The sequence below is a fragment of the Pectobacterium carotovorum genome (assembly GCA_016415585.1).
Classification (GTDB): domain Bacteria; phylum Pseudomonadota; class Gammaproteobacteria; order Enterobacterales; family Enterobacteriaceae; genus Pectobacterium; species Pectobacterium carotovorum_K.
On the sequence record CP066552.1, the window covers coordinates 1 to 21,541 of the forward strand.

A 21,541-nucleotide genomic window follows, 5' to 3' on the forward strand; every position below is an offset into this window, starting at 1 on the left:
TTATCCACATTCAACTGCCGAATATTTCATCTTATTTGAGTAAATTAACCCACGATCCTAGCCATTCTTCTGCTGGATCTTCTGGAATTTGATGTTGGGTGATGTCGATCTCGAGGATTTCACCGATCCGTTTGGCCCCTAATTGAGCCAGTACACGATCCGTTGTTTGGATCGCGCCACAGAATGTGTCGTACTCTTTACTACCGATCCCCACTGCACCGAAACTCACCTGAGAAAGATCGGGTTTTTGCTGTTCCAGCTGTTCAAACAGTGCTTTCAGGTTGTCAGGGAATTCCCCTGCACCGTGTGTAGATGTCACCACCAGCCATATACCGCTTTCAGGCAGTGCATCAAGCGTGGGGCCATGGAGAGTTTCAGTGGAAAAATCATCCTTCTCCAGCAGTTCGGCCAAATGTTCTGCAACATATTCGGCACTGCCAAGGGTACTGCCACTGATTAAGGTAATGTCTGCCATAGCTATCCCATCCGATAAAAGACGGGACATTGTACGCTGTGATCTGGCTGGGATCTACCTGTGGATAATATGGGTATAGGAAAAAAGCATTACGGCGCGATCGTCCGCATGATGGGGTTTTGCAGGGAGATCAGCGTTTCAGTGGACTGAATTTCATCAATTGTTTGGATCTTGTTGATAAGCACATGTTGCAGCGCCTCGATCGAGCGGCACATGACCTTAATAAAGATGCTGTAATGCCCGGTGGTGTAGTAGGCCTCGACGACTTCTTCCAGATTGTTCAGCTTCTCCAGCGCGGAGGGATAATCTTTGGCGCTTTTCAGGATGATGCCGATAAAGCAGCATACGTCGTAGCCCAGCTGTTTTGGATTCACATCCAGACGTGTACCGACAATGATGCCCGCCTGCTTCATTTTTTCTACCCGAACGTGGATCGTACCTGGACTGACGGAAAATTGTTTTGCCAGTTCGGCATAAGGCGTGCGTGCATTTTCCATTAAGGCGGAAAGAATGCCGCGATCGAGATTATCGATCTGATAAATTTCTGCCACTTTGAGCCCCCTATTTTATCGAATAATGATTTTATACCGCTATAAAATGACGGATTAAAAGTACAAGTGCAATTTATCCATAAGATTATTGAATGACAGGCAGTTTTTATTGCTTAATGAATAACTAAATACGATGAATAAGAGACGCGGCAATGAAAAAGCAGTACATCGAAAAACAACAGCAAATCAGCTTCGTTAAGTCTTTCTTCTCCAGCCAACTGGAGCAGCTTCTGGGATTGATTGAAGTCCAGGCACCGATTCTCAGCCGTATCGGTGATGGTACTCAGGATAACTTGTCCGGTACGGAAAAAGCGGTGCAGGTTAAGGTTAAAGCCCTACCGGATGCCACATTTGAAGTGGTTCACTCACTGGCGAAATGGAAACGTAAAACGCTGGGCGCGTATGACTTTAGCTTCGGCGAAGGCATCTATACCCACATGAAGGCACTGCGCCCGGACGAAGATCGTCTGAGCCCGATTCACTCTGTCTATGTCGATCAGTGGGACTGGGAGCGCGTGATGGGGGATGGCGAGCGCAATGCCGAGTATCTGAAATCGACGGTGACGCGTATTTATCAGGGCATTAAAGCAACGGAAGCGGCAGTACATCAGGCGTTTGGCATTCAGCCTTTCCTGCCAGAACAGATTCATTTTGTGCATACCGAAACGCTGCTGCAGCGCTATCCCGATCTGGATGCCAAAGGGCGTGAGCGAGCTATCGCTAAAGAACTGGGTGCGGTCTTCCTGATTGGGATTGGCGGTAAGCTATCCAGCGGGGAATCTCACGATGTGCGTGCGCCGGATTACGATGACTGGACAACGCCAGGCGAGCAGGAATTGGCGGGCTTGAACGGCGATATCGTCGTGTGGAACCCGGTCCTGAACGATGCGTTTGAGATTTCATCAATGGGCATCCGCGTTGATGCTGAAGCCTTAACACGCCAGTTAGCGCTGACGCAGGATGAAGAACGTCTGAAGCTGGAATGGCATCAGGCACTGCTGCGCGGTGAAATGCCGCAAACGATCGGTGGGGGAATCGGTCAGTCTCGTTTGGTCATGCTGTTACTGCAATTGCCACACATTGGTCAGGTTCAGTGCGGCGTATGGCCACAGCCGCTGCGTGAGTCAGTTTCCGGCCTGCTTTAATCAGCTTTACCGTGTTGCCAACGGCGCATTAAGCGGCTTTTTAACCCGGTATCAAAGCGCCAGATATGGTCAAAGATGTGCATGATGCCGGGTTTGCCATGATCGGACATCGCTACAGCATGGAAACGGTGCTGTAGCTGCTTCTGGCGGCTTTTCACCTTATTTACCACCTCATCCGGCAACCGCTGGGCGATAAAATCCGAAATCACTACCGCATCGGCATCATGCCAGAGTGCATCGTCCATCTTATCCAATAATGCTGACAGGCAGGCGCTCATATCCGTGCCGCCGCGGAAGGACTGGCTGAGAAAACGTATCGCCTGCTCTAAGCCGTCCGCAGACGTAAGCTCATATTTAACCACGCCGGTAGAAAACAGCATGATGTAGCAACGGCGGTTGTCGGCGAGCGCGATGCGCATCAGCGCCAGACAGAAGGCTTTGGCACAGCGTTCATTAAAGCCGCCCATCGAGCCTGACGTATCAACGCAGACGATAAACGGGCCACGCGGCTGCTGTTCATTTTGCTGATGGACAACGGGGCGCTCGGTGATTTTCTCGCGCCAGCTCTCCCCTTGTAAGCGATAGGTCAGCAGACGATGCTCTAGCAGGCGACGATAGAATTCATATTCCAATTCGCTAATGCCCAACGTGGCCAGCTCCGTCGGCATCAAACGCAAAATGTCATCGCTCTGATGCACGCCGCTCACCTGCTCGGGCACGGTGGCCGGTTCTCGTACTCTTACCCGGAAGGCTTCTTGTGGCGCCTCTTGCGTGAGGATGGATTTGGTTTCTCGGCTGCGACCTAAGCGTTCCGCCAGTTTTTGTAATGCGGGCTGGCGTTGCAGGAAGACACCGAAATCCAGTAACGGGCGGGGATCGGTGTGAATACGCTGTGCTGCACTGAGATCCCAGAGCCGCCCGGCTGCGTTTTCGTTTTCGGCCAGAATAGGTTCGAGTTTGCCGCTGAGAGTCAGGCGTTGTTGCAGTTCATCCAGCAGGATTTCCCGCTCCTGATCCATCAACTGCTGATGCAGTGAAACGGTTTGCAGTGTGAGGCTTAGCCGCCAGCGCTGCAGAAAGAGCGCGTGGAGCCCACTGGTGATCTTCTGCCCTAAGGTTCTCTCTGGAGAGGTAATGAGCTGCGAGGCCTGTGCCAGAAAGGGGGATTCTACGTTGTTCAGCATATCCATAATCGCAGGCAGGCGTGTCTGAAAAGCCTGGTTGTCGATCGATTGTGAACGTTGGTAGCAGCTAAATTCTTTTTCCAGTTCTGGCGGTACCTGCGTGGTGCGCAGGCGCTGCTTTAAGGTTTCTTTCCAGTGAGGAAGATCGTTGAGTAACGCGGACTTCAGGCTGGGATACTTTTCAAAGAAGAAAGCGAGCTGCGGCGTTGCCAACAGCGTGACGACAAGATCGTCCAGCAGTTCGTTTTCATCGATAGACAGCAGCATTTCCAGTGATTCCAGCGTGATCATCGGCGTTAGTCCTGTTGCTCTGATTGCTGGATCTGCTCGGCAACCTGTTGCAGGCTGGCTTCTATTTTCGCTAGCCACTCCGCGGGGACGAACAGACAAGGCTGATGCTGGCTGAATAAGCGGCGCTGTTCGCGCAACTGCATGTTCAGCTTTTCATATTCATCGGTAATGTCGGCAGGCAGCGCACAGTCGCGCTTTTCCGGCAGAGAAAGAATGGAGGATTGCAGGCTGATATCGCGAACCGTCAGATGCTGGCGATCGTCCACCAGCAGATCGAGACGTTGAGTAAAGCCGATGCCGTTGAGCTTGCCCCGGATTTCTCCCCCTTTTTGTAACCAGCCCTGCAAAGCATGCTTCTCAATGACCAGGTGATTGACTTCAATATCGTGCAGGATCAGCGGGCGTTGCAACACCAGATCCAACGTTTCAGCGACGATCGTGTCAGGCAACGTGTAATGGAATTTCCGGCCAAGGAAGTGCCCCTGTTTCTCTACCGAAAATGCCTGTAATTCGCTTTGTTCACGCTGATATTGCTGACGTTTGGTATTCGCCTGTTGCAACCGGAACAGCAGACTTTTCTGCTGGTAAGCGTGCTCGGTAATCAGTAGCTCAAGCTGGTGTTCGATGAGCGTCAACGTGCTTTGGTCATGCCAGAGGCAGTCTTTCAGCAGAATGATATCAACCGGCGTAATGGTGTCCCGTCCGCAGAAAAATGCGCTGGCCTGAAGCAGGCGCAGGGCTTTTTTCCAACGTCGATCGGAAATGTAAGGCGCCTTTTCCAGCGCATCGAGCTGCTGACGCAGTGTGTAAATCAGCTCGAAACCGAACTCCGGCAATGCGATATGTTCAATATCCTTCTGCCACTGTTGGTACTCTTCATCGCTGACGCTAAGGGCGGATGGAACGGGGTTATCGCGTTCGCTGCTGTTATTCACAAGCAGCGCACGGAAATTCTGTTTTTCCTGTACGCGATCGAGCCACAGACGGATGAGCATTCGGTCGTAGAGCGCTTCCAGACCGCCATCCGCCTCTGGCAGTTCATTCGAGGCTGCGACCAGCAGGCGCATGGGGATCGTATCTTCGCTGTTGCCATTACGGAAACGTCGTTCGTTAATGGCCGTCAACAGGGTGTTCAAAATAGCGGGACCCGCTTTCCAGATTTCATCCAAAAATACGATTTCGGCTTCTGGCAGATAACCGGCGGTCAGACGCTGATAGCGCCCTTCATCTTTTAATGCCTGAATGGAAAGGGGGCCGAATACCTCTTCCGGAGTGGAAAAGCGGGTCATCAGGTACTCAAACGCATTCGCATGACGAAAAGCGAATTTAAGGCGCCGGGCAATCATACTTTTGGCTATACCTGGCGGCCCTAGGAGAAAAACACTTTCCCCGCTTAGCGCTGCCAGCAGACAGAGACGAATGGCGTGCTGTCTTTCGTAGAGCCCATGTTCTAGCGCATGGCTGAGGCGAGAAATTCTTTCAGCCAATGCCGCGGTTTGACGCATAATTAATCCGTTAGTCCCATGATGTGATGTACTGAAATCGTTTATTTTTGAATTTGGTTGCTCTACTGAAAGCGGTGTCTCAGAAAAACCCTACTTTCAGAAAGACAATAGTAATAATAAACGGCAGATCACAGATTTTTATTAGAATACTTTTACGGATTATTCACCCTAACGGGGTAAGTAAGCAATAAACCACCCTTTACAGGATGTTTCGTATACAGGTGACCGCACAATAAAAATGGGTTTTTACCCTGATTTGTGCATACTGTGCGCTTTTGGACGAGTTACTGTGAATGACGCGCTTCGCGGACTGATTAACAACAGAAGATAGGTTTATGAGCTCAGAACATAAACGTTCGCTTCCGGCTGTCACGCTGGCGGCCATCGGGGTGGTTTATGGAGATATAGGAACCAGCCCTCTTTATACGTTAAGGGAATGTTTATCAGGGCAGTTTGGTTTTGGGGTCGAACCTGACTCGGTCTTTGGTTTTCTTTCACTGATCTTTTGGCTGTTGGTTCTTGTTGTTTCGCTGAAATATCTGACCTATGTGATGCGCGCCGATAACGCAGGCGAAGGTGGGATTCTGACATTAATGTCGCTAGCCGGGCGCAATACCTCCGATCGCATGACGTCCGTGCTGGTCATCATGGGGTTGATCGGTGGCAGCTTCTTTTATGGGGAAGTCGTCATCACGCCTGCTATCTCAGTGATGTCGGCGATGGAAGGGCTGGAAATCGCCGCGCCGTCGATGGACAGCTATATCGTTCCGCTCTCGATTGTCGTCCTGACATTACTGTTTATCATTCAAAAACACGGTACGGGTAGCGTCGGCAAGTTGTTTGCACCCGTGATGCTGATTTGGTTTTTAACGCTTGGCGTGCTGGGCGCACGCAGCATTATCGCTAACCCCGAAGTCTTGCAGGCGTTGAACCCGATGTACGCTGTGCGCTTCTTTGTCGAGTATAAAGCGGTGTCGTTCTTCGCGCTGGGGGCGGTGGTGCTGGCGATTACCGGGGTCGAGGCGTTGTATGCCGATATGGGCCACTTCGGTAAATTCCCCATTCGTCTTGCCTGGTTTACGGTGGTGCTACCGTCGCTGGTGTTAAATTACTTCGGCCAGGGCGCATTGCTGTTAAAAGACCCGGAAGCCATCAAAAATCCGTTCTTCCTGCTGGCGCCAGATTGGGCGCTGATTCCACTGATGATATTGGCCACGCTGGCGACAATTATTGCCTCGCAGGCGGTGATTTCCGGCGTGTTCTCCCTGACGCGTCAAGCGGTGCGACTGGGCTACTTGCCGCCGATGCGTATCGTACACACGTCAGATATGGAATCCGGTCAGATTTATATCCCTGCCATTAACTGGATGCTGTATATCGCCGTCGTCATCGTGATTGTCAGCTTTGAGCATTCGAGCAATCTTGCTGCGGCTTACGGGATTGCAGTAACGGGCACTATGGTAATTACCAGCATTCTGTTCTGTACGGTGGCGGTGAAGAACTGGCTCTGGAATCGCTATCTGGCGTGGGTTTTGCTGGCTGGCCTGCTGATTATTGACGTGCCGATGTTTTTGGCAAACGTAGTCAAGATCCTCTCCGGCGGCTGGCTGCCGCTGGCGCTGGGTATGGTGATGTTTATCATTATGACGACGTGGAAAAGCGAGCGTTTCAGGCTGCTGCGCCGGTTGCATGAGCATGGTAACTCGCTGGATGCCATGATTGCGTCACTGGAGAAAACGCCGCCGACGCGTGTGCCAGGGACCGCCGTGTATTTCTCGCGTGCGACGCGCGTGATCCCGTTCGCGCTGTTACATAACCTCAAACATAACAAGATCCTGCACGAGCGCGTGGTGCTGTTGACCATGCGAACGGAGGATGCGCCCTATGTGCTGAACGCGCGGCGAGTGACGGTTGAACAGCTTTCGCCGACGTTTTGGCGCGTGATTGCCAACTATGGCTGGCGTGAGACGCCGGATGTGGAAGAGGTCTTTCAGCGCTGCTGGCAGGATGGGTTAACCTGCCAAATGATGGAAACGTCTTTCTTTATGTCCAATGAATCGCTGATTATCGGTGAGCGCCCGTGGTATCTGCGCTTGCGCGGTAAGCTATTCATGATGCTCAGCAGAAATGCGCTGCGAGCGGCGGATCAGTTTGAAATACCGCCGAACAGGCTGATTGAGCTGGGGATACAGGTTGAGATTTAAGTGATCCCACTAAATTATCTATCGTTAACACACTGACAGCGACTCGTTGTTTGTTATTAGGGAAACACGGGGATGAGGTTCCCGCAGGGATACCTCGCCCCGTGGTCGACCGTGTATCTCGATCTTACCCCAACGTAACGTCTAACAACCTTTACCAATTCACCGACACAATCAGCCCGCCTCCGGGCTGATTGGTGAACGTGACCCGCATGTGGTGCAATTTAGCGATGTTGTTGATGATGGAAATCCCCAGACCGCTACCGGATTTCTCTTGCCCCGGCGGACGATAAAAACGTTCGCCAATTCTTGCCAGCGCCTCCTCGCTAATGCCCGGTCCGTTATCGGCAACCTGAAAGCCGCGCTCTGTCAGCGTCAGGCTTACCGTTCCCCCTTCATAGCTGTAGCGAATAGCGTTATCCAGCAGATTGCGTACCAGCAGAGTCAGCAGCAGCGGGTGGCCCTGCCGGATAACCGGGGTGTCCGGTAAATCCAGCGTCAGTTCGATACCTGCGGTTTGCGCCGTGTGGTAGTGCGCGATCACCGCCTGTTGCAGTAGTTCATTGAACTGGACGGGCTGCATCCCTTCGGGAGATGATTCGGCATCCAACCGCGACAGCGTCAGGAGCTGATCCACCAGCCGTGTGGCCCGATCGATGCCTTTATCCAGATTGACCAGCGCATGGTGCCGCATGGCTTCATCATCATGCGCCAGCTGTGCGACTTCGGTTTGGACTTTCAACGCTGCCAGCGGGCTACGCAATTCGTGAGCGGCATCGGAGGTAAAACGGCGTTCACGAACCAGCATGTCGCTGATGCGGGAAAACAGATGGTTCAGCGCGTTGACCAGCGGGCGGACTTCCTGTGGGACGTGCTGCGTTGCCAGCGGCGTGCTTTCGTCCGGTGAACGCTGTTGAAGCTCGGCGGTAATGCGTTTTAGCGGCGAGAGTTCACGCGTTACCAGCCAGAACAGCAGCGCCAGCATGATCGGCAGTGCGAACAGCCAGGGCATCAGGTTGGTTTTTACAATATCCAGCGTCATGTCCTGACGGTATTCCCACTCTTGTCCGACAGCGATCACATAACGTTCATCTGCTGTCGTTAACCAGACGATGCGCCAGGCGTCGTTGTCATCGCGTAACCTGCCGTCGGTAAAGCCATTTCGCTGGTAGTCAAAAATAAAATCTTTGCCGTTCTCACCATCGTTCAGCACCATCTTCCCATCGCGGGTAAAAATGGCGAAGGCTAGGGCATCGTCGTCCTGCTTGCCTCGATCCTTATGTACCAGACTTTTGGTTTTGGGCAGAGAAGTCGACTGAATTCGCAATTCATCGGGGTTCATCGTGGCAAGACGTTTGGCAAACAGCATTTGCTGGGTATCAAATAGCTCATTGATGTTATGACGCGTTTGATACCACGAAAGCAGACTGGCTACGCCCCAGCAAATCAATGTCAGCAGCGTAAAACCAGCAATCAGGCGTAAACGCAGGCTGAGTCGGTTCATGGTGCATCTCCCAGAATGTAGCCAACGCCATGCACGGTACGGATAAACCCGCCACCCAGCTTTTTGCGCAGGTGATGGATATGCACTTCTACCGCGTTGCTGGAGACATCATCATCCCACCCATAAAGCTTTTCTTCCAACTGCGCGCGCGTGAGTACGCGGTTTGGATTGAGCAAAAACAGTTCCAGTAACGCCAGTTCGCGAGATTTTAGTATTAGCGGTTCGTTGTTAAGGGTGACGCTCCGCGATCCCGGCTCAAGGGAAACCGCACCGTGCGTTAATGTCGGTTGAAGTTGGCCGTGACGACGGCGAATCAGCGCCTGCAGGCGAGCGGCCACTTCTGTCAGCGCAAAGGGCTTACATAAATAATCATCGGCACCCTGCTGTAGCCCTTCCACACGTTGTTCCAGCGCATCGCGGGCGGTCAGAATCAGCACCGGTTCGTCATGTCCCGCCTGACGCCACTGGCGCAGAATATCCATCCCGTCCATGCCCGGCAGGCTGAGATCGAGCACCACCGCATCATAGGGGGCAGCCTTCAATGCCGCGTCACCTGCTTTACCTTCCATAAACCAGTCGATATTAAAGCCCAGTTTGTTCAACCCAGCTTTCAGGCCGTCACCAATCAAGCGATCGTCTTCGATTAACAATATTCTCATGGCTGCCTCGCAGGGAATGCTGCTGTTGCGTTTATGTCTTTTCCGGTTTTATACGAAATAGAGAGCCGGTGTGTACAGGCCAAATCACTGAAATTGGGCAATATCCGGCAATATAAAAAAACAACAATGCGAAAGTTGGTACCTTAAGATTCTGTTAAGAACGATTTGCTTTAATCCTTATCGAAGACCGATTACTCCCGCAGGTTGACTGCGAAACAGTTAACTTTGAAACGACAGGCAAATAAGGAAGGTAAATATGAAAAAAGCAGCTGCGTTACTCGCCATTACCGCTCTGATTTCTGCACCAGCATTTGCTGCACAAAGTGGCGGTGGTTTTGTCAATCCAGAAACACCAGCCGTTGGTACACATCAAGGGGGATTCACCGATTCGCAGAGTTCCCTCACCACGGTAGATAAAGCTAAAGATTTGCGTGATGACAGTTGGGTGACGCTGAGAGGGAATATTGAAAAACGGCTCGGCGATGAAAACTACCTGTTCCGCGATTCAACGGGCACGATGGAAGTCGAGATTGATCACAAACGCTGGAATGGCCAGATGGTTTCACCTACCGATAAAGTGGAAATTTCAGGCGAGTTGGATAAAGAATTCAACGCTGTCGGGGTGGATGTGAAGCAGATTCGTAAACTCTAACGCATTATCCTCAGTTCCTTATTGGCGGGCTTTGGTCCGCCATTTCTCTATTTATCAACCTTCTATAACGGCCTCTCGCTACCTTTCTTTTTTTGTTAGCGAAACGTTTCGATAGTGATCACATTTTTTTTATCTCTTCATTGCCTTTCTTGCTTCTTTTTCTAGAATGTTATTAGCGAAACGTTTCGCTGGTGGGGTGAGAAGATGAAAAAAGCAACATTATTGAATTCAGATATTTCTTCCGTGATTTCTCGACTGGGGCATACCGATAGCCTTGTGATTGGCGATGCCGGTTTACCGATTCCTGAAACGACGACCCGTATCGATCTGGCGTTGACGCATAACGTGCCGACGTTCTTGCAGGTTGTTAGCGTTGTCACCAGCGAAATGCAGGTCGAGGCCGCTATTCTGGCGGAAGAGATTATTGAAAAGAACCCCGCTGTCCATGACGCATTACTCGATCAATTGAAGCAACTTGAACAACACCAGGGAAACTCAATTGCATTGCACTATGTTAGCCATGAAGAATTTAAAACCCAAAGCGGCAAAAGCCGGGCGATCATTCGCAGCGGAGAGTGTTCCCCGTATGCCAATATCATCCTTTGTGCTGGCGTAACGTTCTGAGGCATCAATGCAACCTTTACTGCAACTGCAAGGCATCACGAAATCTTTTCCCGGCGTTAAAGCGCTTTCCGGTGCGGCACTCAATGTCTATCCGGGAAAAGTGATGGCGCTGGTGGGCGAAAACGGTGCGGGCAAGTCCACCATGATGAAAGTCCTGACCGGGATCTATCGTAAAGATGCCGGCAGCATCCATTTTCTGGGACAAGAGGTGGATTTCAGCGGGCCGAAAGCGTCCCAAGAAGCAGGTATCGGTATTATCCATCAGGAACTTAACCTGATTCCCCAACTCACGATTGCCGAGAATATCTTCCTTGGTCGTGAATTTACCAACCGCTTCGGTCGTATCGACTGGAACAAGATGTATGCGGAAGCCGATAAGCTGCTGAAGCGCCTTAATCTGCGCTACGACAGTCGTCGTATGGTCGGGGATTTATCGATTGGCGATCAGCAAATGGTAGAAATTGCCAAGGTGCTGAGCTTTGAATCGAAAGTCATCATCATGGATGAACCGACCGATGCTCTGACGGATACCGAAACCGCTTCGCTATTCAGCGTGATCAAAGAGCTGCAATCTCAGGGATGCGGCATTGTCTATATTTCCCACCGCCTGAAAGAAATCTTTGAAATCTGCGATGACATTACTGTTTTCCGCGATGGTCAGTTTATCGGCGAGCGTCCGGTTAGTGACTTAGAGGAAGATACGCTGATTGAAATGATGGTGGGCCGTAAACTGGAAGATCAGTACCCGCGTTCGAATAAAGCGCCGGGAGAGGTTCGCCTTAAGGTGCAGAACCTGTCTGGGCCGGGCGTCGACAACGTCAGCTTTACGGTGCGGAAAGGCGAAATTCTGGGCGTCGCAGGGCTGATGGGCGCGGGCCGTACCGAACTGATGAAGATTCTCTACGGCGCGCTGCCACGAACTGGCGGCAATGTGACGCTGGATGGCCGCGACGTAGTGACCCGTAAACCGCAGGATGGCCTGGCGAACGGCATCGTTTACATTTCCGAAGACCGCAAACGCGATGGCTTGGTGCTGGGCATGTCAGTAAAAGAAAACATGTCCTTAACCGCACTGCGCTATTTCAGCCATGCGGGCGGTCGCCTGAAACACGCCGAAGAGCAACTGACGGTTGCCGATTTTATTCGGCTGTTCAACGTGAAAACGCCTTCGATGGAGCAGCCTATCGGCCTGCTTTCCGGCGGTAATCAGCAGAAAGTGGCGATTGCCCGTGGTCTGATGACGCGCCCGAATGTCCTGATCCTCGATGAACCGACGCGTGGCGTCGATGTCGGGGCGAAGAAAGAGATTTACCAGTTAATCAATCAATTCAAAGAAGAAGGGCTGAGCATCATATTGGTGTCATCCGAAATGCCCGAAGTCTTGGGAATGAGCGATCGCATCATTGTGATGCATGAAGGGCGCTTGAGCGGTGATTTCCCTATTGAGCAAGCAACCCAGGAAGCACTGATGGCTGCGGCCGTTGGTAAGCAATACGGCGCAAAGCAGGAGTAAGTCAGACATGAGTTCTCAATCTATCGCGGCAAAACGCTGGTTCAGCAAAGAGTGGTTACTGGAGCAGAAATCGCTGATCGCGCTCCTGATCCTGATTGCGGTTGTGTCCGCCATGAGCCCTAACTTTTTTACCCTGAACAACCTGTTCAATATTCTTCAGCAGACGTCGGTTAACGCCATCATGGCCGTAGGCATGACGCTGGTGATACTGACCTCAGGAATCGATTTGTCGGTGGGTTCACTGCTGGCATTGACCGGTGCCGTAGCGGCTTCCATCGTCGGGCTTGAAGTGAATGCGCTAGTGGCGGTGTTTGGCGCACTGGCGCTGGGTGCGCTGATTGGTGCGGGTACGGGGGTCATTGTATCCAAAGGTAAAGTGCAGGCCTTTATCGCTACGCTGGTTATGATGCTGTTGTTGCGTGGTGTGACGATGGTCTATACCAACGGCAGCCCTGTGAATACTGGTTTTTCTGACGTAGCAGACGCGTTTGGCTGGTTTGGTATCGGCCGTCCGCTGGGTATTCCAACGCCAATTTGGATCATGGCTATCGTGTTCGCGGCGGCCTGGTACATGCTGCACCATACGCGTCTGGGGCGCTATATCTATGCGCTGGGCGGCAATGAATCCGCAACCCGTTTGTCCGGCATCAGCGTTGATAAAATCAAGATTATTGTCTATTCCCTGTGTGGGCTGCTGTCTGCCTTGGCGGGAATTATCGAAGTCGCACGTTTGTCCTCTGCACAGCCGACGGCGGGTACAGGGTATGAGCTGGATGCTATCGCGGCTGTAGTATTGGGCGGCACCAGTCTGGCTGGAGGAAAAGGGCGTATCGTTGGCACGTTGATCGGCGCACTTATCCTTGGTTTCCTCAACAACGGACTGAATTTATTAGGTGTTTCTTCTTACTACCAAATGATCGTTAAAGCAGTCGTCATCTTGCTGGCGGTTCTGGTAGATAACAAAAGCAGTAAATAACCTTCATTCACACAGGAATTGAGTTATGAATATGAAAAAGCTGGCTACTCTGGTTTCCGCTGTTGCGCTGAGCGCGACTGTCAGTGCTAATGCTTTGGCCAAAGATACGGTTGCTCTGGTGGTTTCTACGCTGAATAACCCGTTCTTTGTTTCAATGAAAGAGGGTGCACAGAAAGAAGCTGACAAACTGGGTTACGAGCTGATTGTGCTGGATTCCCAGAATAACCCAGCAAAAGAACTGGCTAACGTTCAGGATTTGACGGTGCGTGGAACCAAAGTTCTGCTGATCAACCCAACCGATTCTGATGCGGTAGGTAATGCGATTAAAATGGCCAATCAGGCCAAGATCCCTGTTATTACGCTGGACCGCGTTGCCAGCAGTGGTGAAGTGGTGAGCCACGTTGCTTCTGATAACGCCTTCGGCGGTAAAGTTGCTGGTGACTTCATTGCCAAGAAATTGGGTGAAGGTGCCAAGGTGATTCAGTTGGAAGGAATTGCCGGAACGTCTGCTGCGCGTGAGCGTGGGGCGGGCTTCATGAAATCTGCTGAGAAAAATAAATTCGCTATGCTGGCCAGCCAACCGGCTGACTTCGACCGTACTAAAGGGCTGAACGTGATGCAGAACCTGCTGACCGCGCACCCTGACGTTCAGGCCATATTTGCCCAGAACGATGAAATGGCATTGGGCGCACTGCGTGCACTGCAAACCGCAGGTAAAACAGATGTGCTGGTCGTTGGCTTTGACGGCACTCAGGATGGCGTGAAGGCCGTTGAGTCAGGCAAGCTGGCTGCAACCGTTGCTCAGCGTCCTGATCAGATCGGTGTAATCGGTATCGAAACGGCTGCAAAAGTGCTGAAAGGCGAAAAAACGCAGGCCATCATTCCGGTTGACCTGAAGCTGGTTGCAAAATAATTAAAGAATAAAGCAGGGCTCGCGCCACCCGTTTGTGGTGGCGCATTATTAACGTAGCGGGATTCGACATAATGAAAACGGGTAAGCTGGTGGTGCTGGGCAGTATTAATGCTGACCATATTCTCAATCTTGAGCAATTTCCCCGCCCAGGCGAAACGGTGATCGGTGAGCAATATAGCGTTGCTTTCGGTGGGAAAGGTGCCAATCAGGCCGTTGCTGCTGGCCGAAGCGGTGCAGACATCGCCTTTATTGCCTGCGTCGGAGAAGATGATATCGGCACCCGTATTTGCCAGCAGCTATCCAAGGACAATATTGATGTTTCCGCTGTTGAGGCTATCTCTGGGGAAACAACCGGCGTTGCGCTGATTTTTGTTAACGCCGAGGCTGAGAACATGATTGCGATTAATGCAGGCGCAAATGCTGCGGTGACGCCTGATTACCTTCATCGTCATCAGCAACACATTATTGATGCTTCAGCGTTGCTTATGCAGCTTGAGTCGCCGTTGGAAACGGTTATTGCGGCCGCTAAACTCGCGCATGAAAACCAAACAAAAGTGATTCTGAACCCCGCTCCTGCCCGCGAGCTACCCGATGAACTGTTATCGCTGGTCAATATGATCACGCCGAATGAAACCGAAGCACAGTTCCTGACAGGAATTACCGTTGAGACGGAAGACGATGCGGCTCGTGCAGCACAGGTTCTGCACGATAAAGGCATCGAAACGGTTCTCATTACATTGGGTAGCCGTGGCGTATGGCTAAGTGAAAACGGTCAGGGGCAGCGTATTCCGGGTTATCGTGTAAAAGCCGTGGATACTATCGCCGCTGGAGATACTTTTAATGGCGCGTTAGTGACCGCATTACTTGAAAATAAGCCCATGTCCTCCGCAGTAAAATTTGCTCATGCGGCAGCTGCGATAGCCGTTACTCGCCGGGGTGCTCAGCCCTCTGTCCCGTGGCGTGAAGAGATCGACGCATTTTTGCAAACCCAGGGGTGATCTTTGGCCACCATGAAAGATGTCGCCCGTCTTGCGGGCGTTTCTACTTCTACCGTATCTCACGTCATTAATAACAATCGCTTTGTCAGTGATACCATTCGCGAAAAAGTGATGAAGGCCGTTGAGGATCTCAACTATGCGCCGTCTGCGCTGGCCAGAAGTCTGAAAATAAACCAGACCCGCACCATCGGCATGTTGCTCACTGCCAGTAATAACCCGTTTTATGCCGAAGTGGTGCGTGGCGTAGAGCGCTGCTGTTATGAAAGAGGCTATAGCCTGATTCTGTGCAACACCGAAGGCGATCGCGACAGAATGAGCCATAGTCTCGAAACGCTGCTGCAAAAGCGGGTCGACGGCGTACTGTTGATGTGCACCGAAAGTCATCGCCCTTTGCCCGAAATGATGAGTCGCTATCCTTCTATACCTATGGTCATGATGGATTGGGCACCTTTTGAAGGCGTTATGGACGTCATTAAAGATAACTCCCTGCTCGGTGGAGAGATCGCGACCAATTACCTCATTTCCCGTGGTTATAAAAAGATAGCCTGCATTGCGGGTCCGAAAGATAAGACGACAGCTTATAACCGATTAGAAGGTTATCGACAGGCGATGCAGCTTGCTGGGCTATTCGTTCCCGCTGATTATGAAATTTTCGGCGATTTTGAGTTTGAAGCGGGCTATCGCGCTATGCAGCAGTTGTTAGCGCTGGAAGATAAACCTGAAGCGGTGTTCACCAGTAATGATGCGATGGCCGTTGGTGTTTACCATGCGCTTTATCAGGCTGGGCTTTCAATTCCTCAAGACATGGCAGTTATTGGCTACGATGACATTGAGCTGGCTCGTTATATGTCTCCACCTCTTACTACCGTACATCAACCGAAGGATGAACTTGGCGAATTAGCGGTTGATACACTTTTGTATCGTCTAGAGCATCCCAATACTGAACCTAATGCGCTGGTGTTGACGCCGGAATTGATGGTGCGTCAGTCTGTCCGATGAGGTTTCCTCTCAATTAGCGGCGAAAAATCCGGCATAACGGCGTCTTTTAATTCGCTTTGCTGAAAAAAAAACCACTCGGTAATTTTTTTTGCATTTAGCGCTTGTCAGCGTGCGAGAAGTCCCTATAATGCGCCTCCACTGACACGGCAACAGCGACACGCGGTTGTGGTGACAGGAAAAAAGATTCAACGAAGGCAGTCAGTAATGACTTGACTTCACAGCGGAAAAGCATAGTATATGCAGCCCGCGCCACCGATGAAGTGGCACTGCTCTTTAACAATTTAATCAGACAATCTGTGTGGGCACTCACAAGACCGTATCTTAACGATATAAAAAAGTCTTGAAGAGTGAACAACAGTAAATTCATTACGAATAAACAGTTTTAATTCTTTGAGCATCGCTGACGAGTTCAGCAAATCAAACAAATCTTAAATTGAAGAGTTTGATCATGGCTCAGATTGAACGCTGGCGGCAGGCCTAACACATGCAAGTCGAGCGGTAGCACAAGAGAGCTTGCTCTCTGGGTGACGAGCGGCGGACGGGTGAGTAATGTCTGGGAAACTGCCTGATGGAGGGGGATAACTACTGGAAACGGTAGCTAATACCGCATAACCTCGCAAGAGCAAAGAGGGGGACCTTCGGGCCTCTCGCCATCAGATGTGCCCAGATGGGATTAGCTAGTAGGTGAGGTAATGGCTCACCTAGGCGACGATCCCTAGCTGGTCTGAGAGGATGACCAGCCACACTGGAACTGAGACACGGTCCAGACTCCTACGGGAGGCAGCAGTGGGGAATATTGCACAATGGGCGCAAGCCTGATGCAGCCATGCCGCGTGTGTGAAGAAGGCCTTCGGGTTGTAAAGCACTTTCAGCGAGGAGGAAGGCGGTAAGGTTAATAACCTTATCGATTGACGTTACTCGCAGAAGAAGCACCGGCTAACTCCGTGCCAGCAGCCGCGGTAATACGGAGGGTGCAAGCGTTAATCGGAATGACTGGGCGTAAAGCGCACGCAGGCGGTCTGTTAAGTTGGATGTGAAATCCCCGGGCTTAACCTGGGAACTGCATTCAAAACTGACAGGCTAGAGTCTTGTAGAGGGGGGTAGAATTCCAGGTGTAGCGGTGAAATGCGTAGAGATCTGGAGGAATACCGGTGGCGAAGGCGGCCCCCTGGACAAAGACTGACGCTCAGGTGCGAAAGCGTGGGGAGCAAACAGGATTAGATACCCTGGTAGTCCACGCTGTAAACGATGTCGATTTGGAGGTTGTGCCCTTGAGGCGTGGCTTCCGGAGCTAACGCGTTAAATCGACCGCCTGGGGAGTACGGCCGCAAGGTTAAAACTCAAATGAATTGACGGGGGCCCGCACAAGCGGTGGAGCATGTGGTTTAATTCGATGCAACGCGAAGAACCTTACCTACTCTTGACATCCACAGAATTTGGTAGAGATACCTTAGTGCCTTCGGGAACTGTGAGACAGGTGCTGCATGGCTGTCGTCAGCTCGTGTTGTGAAATGTTGGGTTAAGTCCCGCAACGAGCGCAACCCTTATCCTTTGTTGCCAGCGATTCGGTCGGGAACTCAAAGGAGACTGCCGGTGATAAACCGGAGGAAGGTGGGGATGACGTCAAGTCATCATGGCCCTTACGAGTAGGGCTACACACGTGCTACAATGGCGTATACAAAGAGAAGCGACCTCGCGAGAGCAAGCGGACCTCATAAAGTACGTCGTAGTCCGGATTGGAGTCTGCAACTCGACTCCATGAAGTCGGAATCGCTAGTAATCGTAGATCAGAATGCTACGGTGAATACGTTCCCGGGCCTTGTACACACCGCCCGTCACACCATGGGAGTGGGTTGCAAAAGAAGTAGGTAGCTTAACCTTCGGGAGGGCGCTTACCACTTTGTGATTCATGACTGGGGTGAAGTCGTAACAAGGTAACCGTAGGGGAACCTGCGGTTGGATCACCTCCTTACCAAGAAGATGTGTGTTAAGTGAAGTGCTCACACAGATTGTCTGATGAAAATACTGAGCAAGCGCACCTGTTGATGCGATGAGTGTAAACTCATGCTGACGCGATAGTGCCGAATTTCTGATTCGGTACGGATTTTTCGTGTCCCCATCGTCTAGAGGCCTAGGACACTGCCCTTTCACGGCTGTAACAGGGGTTCGAATCCCCTTGGGGACGCCAATCCGATAATGAGTGAAAGACATTATCATGAATATCTTAAAGATGATTCTTCGGAGTCATGTTTACGATATTGCTCTTTAACAATCTGGAACAAGCTGAAAATTGAAACATGACAGCTGAACATGCATTGGTACCTTCAGGTATGAATGGTGTATCAGTGTGTCAATGAGTCTCTCAAATAATCGCAGCACGACAGTGACTTTGATTTATCAAAGACACCTTCGGGTTGTGAGGTTAAGCGACTAAGCGTACACGGTGGATGCCTAGGCAGTCAGAGGCGATGAAGGGCGTGCTAATCTGCGATAAGCGTCGGTAAGCTGATATGAAGCGTTATACCCGACGATACCCGAATGGGGAAACCCAGTGTGTTTCGACACACTATCATTACGTGAATACATAGCGTAATGAGGCGAACCGGGGGAACTGAAACATCTCAGTACCCCGAGGAAAAGAAATCAACCGAGATTCCCCTAGTAGCGGCGAGCGAACGGGGAGGAGCCCAGAACCTGAATCAGTTTGTGTGTTAGTGGAAGCGTCTGGAAAGTCGCACAGTAAAGGGTGATAGTCCCGTACACAAAAATGCACAAATTGTGAGTTCGATGAGTAGGGCGGGACACGTGACATCCTGTCTGAATATGGGGGGACCATCCTCCAAGGCTAAATACTCCTGACTGACCGATAGTGAACCAGTACCGTGAGGGAAAGGCGAAAAGAACCCCGGCGAGGGGAGTGAAATAGAACCTGAAACCGTGTACGTACAAGCAGTGGGAGCCTTGATTAATCAGGGTGACTGCGTACCTTTTGTATAATGGGTCAGCGACTTATATTCTGTAGCAAGGTTAACCGTATAGGGGAGCCGTAGGGAAACCGAGTCTTAACTGGGCGTTAAGTTGCAGGGTATAGACCCGAAACCCGGTGATCTAGCCATGGGCAGGTTGAAGGTTGGGTAACACTAACTGGAGGACCGAACCGACTAATGTTGAAAAATTAGCGGATGACTTGTGGCTGGGGGTGAAAGGCCAATCAAACCGGGAGATAGCTGGTTCTCCCCGAAAGCTATTTAGGTAGCGCCTCGTGAATTCATCTTCGGGGGTAGAGCACTGTTTCGGCTAGGGGGTCATCCCGACTTACCAACCCGATGCAAACTACGAATACCGAAGAATGTTATCACGGGAGACACACGGCGGGTGCTAACGTTCGTCGTGAAGAGGGAAACAACCCAGACCGCCAGCTAAGGTCCCAAAGTCATGGTTAAGTGGGAAACGATGTGGGAAGGCACAGACAGCCAGGATGTTGGCTTAGAAGCAGCCATCATTTAAAGAAAGCGTAATAGCTCACTGGTCGAGTCGGCCTGCGCGGAAGATGTAACGGGGCTAAACCATGCACCGAAGCTGCGGCAGCGACACTCAGGTGTTGTTGGGTAGGGGAGCGTTCTGTAAGCCGTCGAAGGTGGCCTGTGAGGGTTGCTGGAGGTATCAGAAGTGCGAATGCTGACATAAGTAACGATAATGCGGGTGAAAAACCCGCACGCCGGAAGACCAAGGGTTCCTGTCCAACGTTAATCGGGGCAGGGTGAGTCGACCCCTAAGGCGAGGCTGAAAAGCGTAGTCGATGGGAAACAGGTTAATATTCCTGTACTCGGTGTTACTGCGAAGGGGGGACGGAGAAAGCTAGGTTATCCGGGCGACGGTTGTCCCGGTTTAAGCGTGAAGGTGGATGACTTTGGTAAATCCGGGTCATTATTAACACTGAGGCGTGATGACGAGTCACTACGGTGATGAAGTAACCAATGCTACGCTTCCAGGAAAAGCCTCTAAGCTCCAGGTAACATCAAATCGTACCCCAAACCGACACAGGTGGTCAGGTAGAGAATACTCAGGCGCTTGAGAGAACTCGGGTGAAGGAACTAGGCAAAATGGTGCCGTAACTTCGGGAGAAGGCACGCTGATGGTAGGTGAAGTGACTTGCTCATGGAGCTGAAATCAGTCGAAGATACCAGCTGGCTGCAACTGTTTAATAAAAACACAGCACTGTGCAAACACGAAAGTGGACGTATACGGTGTGACGCCTGCCCGGTGCCGGAAGGTTAATTGATGGGGTCAGCCGCAAGGCGAAGCTCTTGATCGAAGCCCCGGTAAACGGCGGCCGTAACTATAACGGTCCTAAGGTAGCGAAATTCCTTGTCGGGTAAGTTCCGACCTGCACGAATGGCGTAATGATGGCCAGGCTGTCTCCACCCGAGACTCAGTGAAATTGAACTCGCTGTGAAGATGCAGTGTACCCGCGGCAAGACGGAAAGACCCCGTGAACCTTTACTATAGCTTGACACTGAACCTTGAGCCTTGATGTGTAGGATAGGTGGGAGGCTTTGAAGCGTGGACGCCAGTCTGCGTGGAGCCAACCTTGAAATACCACCCTTTAATGTTTGATGTTCTAACGTAGACCCGTAATCCGGGTTGCGGACAGTGTCTGGTGGGTAGTTTGACTGGGGCGGTCTCCTCCCAAAGCGTAACGGAGGAGCACGAAGGTTAGCTAATCCTGGTCGGACATCAGGAGGTTAGTGCAAAGGCATAAGCTAGCTTGACTGCGAGAGTGACAGCTCGAGCAGGTGCGAAAGCAGGTCTTAGTGATCCGGTGGTTCTGAATGGAAGGGCCATCGCTCAACGGATAAAAGGTACTCCGGGGATAACAGGCTGATACCGCCCAAGAGTTCATATCGACGGCGGTGTTTGGCACCTCGATGTCGGCTCATCACATCCTGGGGCTGAAGTAGGTCCCAAGGGTATGGCTGTTCGCCATTTAAAGTGGTACGCGAGCTGGGTTTAGAACGTCGTGAGACAGTTCGGTCCCTATCTGCCGTGGGCGTTGGAAGATTGAGAGGGGTTGCTCCTAGTACGAGAGGACCGGAGTGAACGCACCACTGGTGTACGGGTTGTGATGCCAATTGCATTGCCCGGTAGCTAAGTGCGGAAGAGATAACCGCTGAAAGCATCTAAGCGGGAAACTTGCCTCGAGATGAGTCTTCCCTGGGCACTAGATGCCCCTGAAGGGCCGTTGAAGACGACGACGTAGATAGGCTGGGTGTGTAAGCGTAGCGATACGTTGAGCTAACCAGTACTAATGACCCGAGAGGCTTAACCTTACAACACCGAAGGTGTTTTGA

At 51.5% G+C, this 21,541-nt stretch carries 15 protein-coding genes, 1 tRNA gene and 2 rRNA genes; 12 read left to right on the forward strand and 6 right to left on the reverse strand.

Annotated features, from left to right (window positions below):
* Window positions 1-31 precede the first annotated feature (31 nt).
* The gene (mioC, locus tag JFY74_00005; protein ID QQG28508.1) at window positions 32-475 is read right to left on the reverse strand and encodes an FMN-binding protein MioC; all 444 of its coding nucleotides are present in this window, start codon (window positions 473-475) and stop codon (window positions 32-34) included.
* A gap of 89 nt (window positions 476-564) precedes the next feature.
* On the reverse strand, window positions 565-1,026 hold the full coding sequence (gene asnC / locus JFY74_00010) for a transcriptional regulator AsnC (protein QQG28509.1): 462 nt from the start codon (window positions 1,024-1,026) through the stop codon (window positions 565-567).
* Window positions 1,027-1,178: 152 nt separating this feature from the next.
* On the opposite strand from asnC, the gene asnA reads away from it, so the two are divergent.
* The gene (gene asnA / locus JFY74_00015; protein QQG28510.1) at window positions 1,179-2,171 is read left to right on the forward strand and encodes an aspartate--ammonia ligase; all 993 of its coding nucleotides are present in this window, start codon (window positions 1,179-1,181) and stop codon (window positions 2,169-2,171) included.
* On the opposite strand, the gene viaA is transcribed toward asnA, so the two are convergent.
* Complete coding sequence (gene viaA / locus JFY74_00020) at window positions 2,168-3,646, reverse strand: ATPase RavA stimulator ViaA (protein ID QQG28511.1); 1,479 nt, start codon at window positions 3,644-3,646, stop codon at window positions 2,168-2,170. The two genes, asnA and viaA, sit on opposite strands and share 4 nt — an antisense overlap.
* 5 nt (window positions 3,647-3,651) lie before the next feature.
* Window positions 3,652-5,151, reverse strand: a complete 1,500-nt coding sequence (gene ravA / locus JFY74_00025) for an ATPase RavA (GenBank protein QQG28512.1) — start codon at window positions 5,149-5,151, stop codon at window positions 3,652-3,654.
* 335 nt (window positions 5,152-5,486) lie between these two features.
* Here ravA and kup point away from each other — a divergent pair, with 335 nt between their 5' ends.
* Window positions 5,487-7,355, forward strand: coding sequence for a low affinity potassium transporter Kup (gene kup, locus JFY74_00030; GenBank protein ID QQG28513.1), 1,869 nt, complete (start codon window positions 5,487-5,489; stop codon window positions 7,353-7,355).
* Window positions 7,356-7,506: 151 nt separating this feature from the next.
* On the opposite strand, the gene qseC is transcribed toward kup, so the two are convergent.
* On the reverse strand, window positions 7,507-8,856 hold the full coding sequence (gene qseC / locus JFY74_00035) for a two-component system sensor histidine kinase QseC (protein QQG28514.1): 1,350 nt from the start codon (window positions 8,854-8,856) through the stop codon (window positions 7,507-7,509).
* Entirely contained in the window at window positions 8,853-9,515 is a 663-nt protein-coding gene (locus JFY74_00040; protein QQG28515.1) for a response regulator, read from the reverse strand. Before JFY74_00040 ends, qseC begins: the two co-directional genes overlap by 4 nt.
* Window positions 9,516-9,771: 256 nt before the next feature.
* Here JFY74_00040 and JFY74_00045 point away from each other — a divergent pair, with 256 nt between their 5' ends.
* From JFY74_00045 to JFY74_00090, 10 genes are all read left to right on the forward strand, one after another.
* Window positions 9,772-10,167 carry a YgiW/YdeI family stress tolerance OB fold protein gene (locus JFY74_00045; protein ID QQG28516.1) on the forward strand — a complete coding sequence of 132 codons (396 nt, stop codon included), beginning with the start codon at window positions 9,772-9,774 and terminating at the stop codon, window positions 10,165-10,167.
* 204 nt (window positions 10,168-10,371) lie between these two features.
* Window positions 10,372-10,791, forward strand: coding sequence for a D-ribose pyranase (gene rbsD / locus JFY74_00050; protein QQG28517.1), 420 nt, complete (start codon window positions 10,372-10,374; stop codon window positions 10,789-10,791).
* 7 nt (window positions 10,792-10,798) lie between these two features.
* Window positions 10,799-12,304, forward strand: a complete 1,506-nt coding sequence (gene rbsA / locus JFY74_00055; protein ID QQG28518.1) for a ribose ABC transporter ATP-binding protein RbsA — start codon at window positions 10,799-10,801, stop codon at window positions 12,302-12,304.
* 7 nt (window positions 12,305-12,311) lie between these two features.
* Window positions 12,312-13,280, forward strand: coding sequence for a ribose ABC transporter permease (gene rbsC / locus JFY74_00060; GenBank protein QQG28519.1), 969 nt, complete (start codon window positions 12,312-12,314; stop codon window positions 13,278-13,280).
* A 25-nt stretch (window positions 13,281-13,305) separates the two neighbouring features.
* Window positions 13,306-14,193: a ribose ABC transporter substrate-binding protein RbsB gene (gene rbsB, locus JFY74_00065; protein ID QQG28520.1), complete on the forward strand. Its 888-nt coding sequence runs from the start codon at window positions 13,306-13,308 to the stop codon at window positions 14,191-14,193.
* A gap of 71 nt (window positions 14,194-14,264) precedes the next feature.
* Window positions 14,265-15,191: a ribokinase gene (gene rbsK / locus JFY74_00070; GenBank protein ID QQG28521.1), complete on the forward strand. Its 927-nt coding sequence runs from the start codon at window positions 14,265-14,267 to the stop codon at window positions 15,189-15,191.
* Window positions 15,192-15,194: 3 nt separating this feature from the next.
* Window positions 15,195-16,190, forward strand: a complete 996-nt coding sequence (rbsR, locus tag JFY74_00075; protein ID QQG28522.1) for a ribose operon transcriptional repressor RbsR — start codon at window positions 15,195-15,197, stop codon at window positions 16,188-16,190.
* 430 nt (window positions 16,191-16,620) lie between these two features.
* Window positions 16,621-18,162, forward strand: a 16S ribosomal RNA gene (locus tag JFY74_00080).
* Between the two features lie 140 nt (window positions 18,163-18,302).
* Window positions 18,303-18,378: transfer RNA gene (locus tag JFY74_00085), tRNA-Glu, on the forward strand.
* A 232-nt stretch (window positions 18,379-18,610) separates the two neighbouring features.
* Window positions 18,611-21,520 (forward strand): 23S ribosomal RNA (locus tag JFY74_00090).
* Together the 16S and 23S rRNA genes with 1 tRNA gene alongside form the textbook arrangement of a ribosomal RNA operon.
* Window positions 21,521-21,541 lie beyond the last annotated feature (21 nt).

What these genes read in the sequence shown, in the direction of transcription:
- qseC (QQG28514.1), bottom strand. Translation starts at nt 8,856, where the DNA reads ATGAACCGACTCAGCCTGCGTTTACGCCTGATTGCTGGTTTTACGCTG.
- mioC (QQG28508.1), bottom strand. Translation starts at nt 475, where the DNA reads ATGGCAGACATTACCTTAATCAGTGGCAGTACCCTTGGCAGTGCCGAA.
- rbsB (QQG28520.1), top strand. Translation starts at nt 13,306, where the DNA reads ATGAATATGAAAAAGCTGGCTACTCTGGTTTCCGCTGTTGCGCTGAGC.
- asnA (QQG28510.1), top strand. Translation starts at nt 1,179, where the DNA reads ATGAAAAAGCAGTACATCGAAAAACAACAGCAAATCAGCTTCGTTAAG.
- ravA (QQG28512.1), bottom strand. Translation starts at nt 5,151, where the DNA reads ATGCGTCAAACCGCGGCATTGGCTGAAAGAATTTCTCGCCTCAGCCAT.
- viaA (QQG28511.1), bottom strand. Translation starts at nt 3,646, where the DNA reads ATGATCACGCTGGAATCACTGGAAATGCTGCTGTCTATCGATGAAAAC.
- JFY74_00045 (QQG28516.1), top strand. Translation starts at nt 9,772, where the DNA reads ATGAAAAAAGCAGCTGCGTTACTCGCCATTACCGCTCTGATTTCTGCA.
- rbsD (QQG28517.1), top strand. Translation starts at nt 10,372, where the DNA reads ATGAAAAAAGCAACATTATTGAATTCAGATATTTCTTCCGTGATTTCT.
- rbsC (QQG28519.1), top strand. Translation starts at nt 12,312, where the DNA reads ATGAGTTCTCAATCTATCGCGGCAAAACGCTGGTTCAGCAAAGAGTGG.
- JFY74_00040 (QQG28515.1), bottom strand. Translation starts at nt 9,515, where the DNA reads ATGAGAATATTGTTAATCGAAGACGATCGCTTGATTGGTGACGGCCTG.
- kup (QQG28513.1), top strand. Translation starts at nt 5,487, where the DNA reads ATGAGCTCAGAACATAAACGTTCGCTTCCGGCTGTCACGCTGGCGGCC.
- rbsK (QQG28521.1), top strand. Translation starts at nt 14,265, where the DNA reads ATGAAAACGGGTAAGCTGGTGGTGCTGGGCAGTATTAATGCTGACCAT.
- rbsA (QQG28518.1), top strand. Translation starts at nt 10,799, where the DNA reads ATGCAACCTTTACTGCAACTGCAAGGCATCACGAAATCTTTTCCCGGC.